We start from the raw sequence: 3,297 nt of genomic DNA on the forward strand, positions 1-3,297 counted from the left end.
CTGGAACGGGTGGTGCGCGACGCGGCCGAGGCCGCGGGGCCCGCCCCGGACCTGAAGACCGCCTGATGGACCAGCCCGCCCCGACGCCGCCCCCCTCACGACCGGAGACCTCGACGATGCCCAGCCCGGCCGAACCGCGACCCGGCCTGCACGCGGCGATCATCATGGATGGCAACGGGCGCTGGGCGACGGCGCGCGGCCTGCCGCGCTTCGCCGGGCATCGCCGCGGGGTCGAGGCGATCCGGGCCACCGCCGAGGCCTGCCCCGACCTCGGCATCGGCACGCTGACCCTCTACGCCTTCTCCAGCGACAACTGGCAGCGCCCGGCCGACGAGGTCGGCGCGCTGATGCGGCTGCTGCGCTCCTACCTGCGCAACGAGACCGCGCACCTCGCCCGCACCGGCACCCGGCTCAGCGTGATCGGCCGGCGCGACCGCCTCCCGAACGGCATCCCGGAGGCGATCGGGGCGGCCGAGGCCGCCACCGCGGCCGGCACGCGGCTCCACCTGCGCATCGCGGTCGATTACTCGGCCCGCGACGCGATCATCGCGGCCGCCGCGCGCCTTGCCGACCCGGCGACCTCCCGGGAGGCCTTCGGCCGCATGGTGGCGGGCGAGATGCACGGCTCGCCGGTCGACGTGGACCTCCTGATCCGCACCGGCGGCGAGAAGCGGCTCTCGGACTTCCTGCTCTGGGAGGCTGCCTACGCCGAGCTGCACTTCACCGACCGGATGTGGCCGGATTTCGGGCGGCCCGACCTCGCCGAGGCGGTCGCCGAGTTCGCCCGGCGCGATCGCCGCTACGGCGGCCTCAACCCGCCCAAGGTCTCGGCCGCGGCCTGAGACGGCCAGCCGCGCGATCGCCCGGGGAGGCGGGGTTCCCCTCTCCCCCTCGTCGGCGCGCGGGCCGGCCCCAGGCGTGCGTCAGCCGGCGACGAACAGGCCGGCGATCGCCGCGCTCGTCAGGTTCGAGAGGCTGCCGGCCAGGATGGCGCGCAGCCCGTAGCGGGCCAGCTCGGGCCGCCGCTCGGGCACGAGGCTCGCGAAGCTCGCGAGCTGGATGGCGATCGAGGCGAGGTTGGCGAAGCCGCAGAGCGCGAAGCAGACGATGGCGGTGCTGCGCGGGTCGAGCCGGCCGGCTTTCAGGGTCGGCGAGAGGTCGGCGTAGGCCAGGAACTCGTTGAAGGCGAATTTCTGCCCGATCGCGCCGCCGACGAGCGCGGCCTCGCTCCAGGGCACGCCGAGCAGCCAGGCGAAGGGGCTGAGGACGGCGCCCAGCACGCCCTCGATCGAGATCTGCGGGTAGCCCGCGAAACCGCCGAGCCAGCCCAGCAGGCCGTTCGCCAGGGCGATCAGGCCCACGAAGGCGATCAGCATGGCGCCGACCGAGACCGCCACCGCCAGCCCCTTCTGGGTGCCGTCCGCGGCGGCCTCGATCAGGTTGGCGGCCCGCCGCTCGCCGAAGGTGACGCGGGTCGTGGTGATGCGGGTGGGCTCCACCGTGGGCATCAGGATCTTGGCATAGAGCAGGCCGCCCGGGATCGCCATCGCGGAGGCCGCGAGCAGGTAGGTCATCGGCACGCCGAGCGCGGCGTAGCCGGCCAGGATCGAGCCCGCCGTCGAGGCGGCCCCGCTCGTCATCACGGCGAAGAGCTCGGCCCCCGTGAGCAGCGCAAGGAACGGCCGCAGCGCCACGGCGATCTCGCTCTGGCCGATCGCGACCGTGATCACCGCCGCGAAGGACTCGATCGGCGAGGTGCCGAGGACACGCCGGAGCCCCGCACCGAGCCCGCGCGCCATCAGCTGCATCACGCCGAGATGATAGAGCACGCCGATGAGCGCCGAGACGTAGAGGATCTGCGGCAGCACGCGCAGCGCCAGGACGAAGCCGGAGCCGCCGAACAGCTCGAACATCCTCGGCTCGACGAGGCCGCCGAACAGGAAGGCGGTGCCGCGGTCGCCGTAGGCCAGCACCGCCTGCACCACGCCCGCCGCGAGCGCCAGCGCGGCCTGGCCCGCCGGCACGAACAGCACCAGCGCGCCGAGCCCGACCTGCAGCGCGAGCGCCGGGAGCACCACCCGGAGGCGGATGGCCCGCCGGTTGCTCGAGAGCAGCACGGCGATGCCGAGCAGGAGCAGGATGCTGGCGGCGGCGTGGATCAGGCGATCGATCATCGGGAACGCGGGGAAGCGGGCGGCCGGAACCTTGGCCGGTCCTGCCCGTCTTGGAAAGCTCGGGCCGGGCCTCGGCGGTCCTTTCCGCGGCTCTCGGGCATCGGCGGGTGGATATGCCGTCCGCGCGTCCTAGAACGCCCTCCATCTCCCGAGCGGCGAAGGGACGGACGTCATGGCGAGCTTGCGCGCGCATCTCGGGGCCTGGATGGTACGGCGGAACGTCCGCAACCGCCTCGGCGCGATGGAGGACGTCGGCCGGATCCGCGCCGTGCTCAACGGCGCCACCTTTCCGGACCCGCCGGGCGTCCGCTACGAGGCGGGCCGCCTCGGCGGTGTGCCGGGCGAGTGGGTGCGCCCGGCGTCGGGCCACGGGGCGCGGCTGCTCTACCTGCACGGGGGCGGATTCGTGGCCTGCTCGGCCAAGACCCATCGGCCGGTCACGGGCGGCCTGGCCCGGCGCGGCCTCACGCTCTTCGTGCCCGATTACCGGCTCGCCCCGGAACATCCCTTCCCGGCCCCGCTCGAGGACGCGCTTGCGGCCTGGACGGCCTTCGCGGCCGAGGGGCCGGCGGTGATCGCGGGCGACTCGGCGGGCGGCAACCTCGCGCTCCTGGTGCTCCTGGCCGCCCGCGACCGCGGCCTGCCGATGCCGCGCGCCGCCGCCCTGTTCTCCCCCGCGGCGGACCTCGCCAAGACGGACGGCTCACGCATCACGAATGCCCGGCGAGACGCGATGTTCGATCCGGTCTCGGTCGCGCGGCTGCTGCCGCTCTATCTCGGCGGCGGCACCGACCCGGCCGACCCGGCGGTCTCGCCGCTGCGGGCCGACCTCGCCGGCCTGCCGCCGCTGCTGTTCCACGTGGGTGAGCGCGAGATCCTGCGCGACGATTCCGTGCTGATGGCCGAGAAGGCCCGCGCCGCCGGCGTCGAGGCCCGGGCCGAGGTCTTCCCCGTCGTGCCCCACGTCTGGCAGTTCGCGCACAGCTTCGTGCCGGAGGCGCGGCGCTCCCTGGACGAGGCGGCCGCGTTCCTGAAGCGCCACGCCGGACCTTGAGGCGCGACGATCGGGCGGTTCGCGGGATCCCGCGCGGGGACACGCGGGCTCCTTCGCGAGGGCGCCGTC

The 3,297-nt window shown here is 74.8% G+C and carries 3 protein-coding genes; 2 read left to right on the top strand and 1 reads right to left on the bottom strand.

What is annotated here, in order from left to right:
• Positions 1 to 116: 116 nt before the first annotated feature.
• A complete protein-coding gene (locus AX737_RS23125) occupies positions 117 to 842 on the top strand; it encodes a di-trans,poly-cis-decaprenylcistransferase (protein ID WP_066925375.1) in 726 nt (241 codons plus the stop codon).
• 81 nt (positions 843 to 923) lie between these two features.
• Here AX737_RS23125 and AX737_RS23130 read toward each other — a convergent pair whose 3' ends face one another.
• Positions 924 to 2,174: a nucleoside transporter C-terminal domain-containing protein gene (locus AX737_RS23130; protein ID WP_066925378.1), complete on the bottom strand. Its 1,251-nt coding sequence runs from the start codon at positions 2,172 to 2,174 to the stop codon at positions 924 to 926.
• A 172-nt stretch (positions 2,175 to 2,346) separates the two neighbouring features.
• On the opposite strand from AX737_RS23130, the gene AX737_RS23135 reads away from it, so the two are divergent.
• Positions 2,347 to 3,228: an alpha/beta hydrolase gene (locus AX737_RS23135; RefSeq protein ID WP_066925381.1), complete on the top strand. Its 882-nt coding sequence runs from the start codon at positions 2,347 to 2,349 to the stop codon at positions 3,226 to 3,228.
• Positions 3,229 to 3,297 lie beyond the last annotated feature (69 nt).

This window comes from Methylobacterium sp. CCH5-D2, assembly GCF_001556475.1.
In the GTDB taxonomy this organism is placed as follows: domain Bacteria; phylum Pseudomonadota; class Alphaproteobacteria; order Rhizobiales; family Beijerinckiaceae; genus Methylobacterium; species Methylobacterium hispanicum.

What these genes read in the sequence shown, in the direction of transcription:
- AX737_RS23125 (WP_066925375.1), top strand. Translation starts at nt 117, where the DNA reads ATGCCCAGCCCGGCCGAACCGCGACCCGGCCTGCACGCGGCGATCATC.
- AX737_RS23130 (WP_066925378.1), bottom strand. Translation starts at nt 2,174, where the DNA reads ATGATCGATCGCCTGATCCACGCCGCCGCCAGCATCCTGCTCCTGCTC.
- AX737_RS23135 (WP_066925381.1), top strand. Translation starts at nt 2,347, where the DNA reads ATGGCGAGCTTGCGCGCGCATCTCGGGGCCTGGATGGTACGGCGGAAC.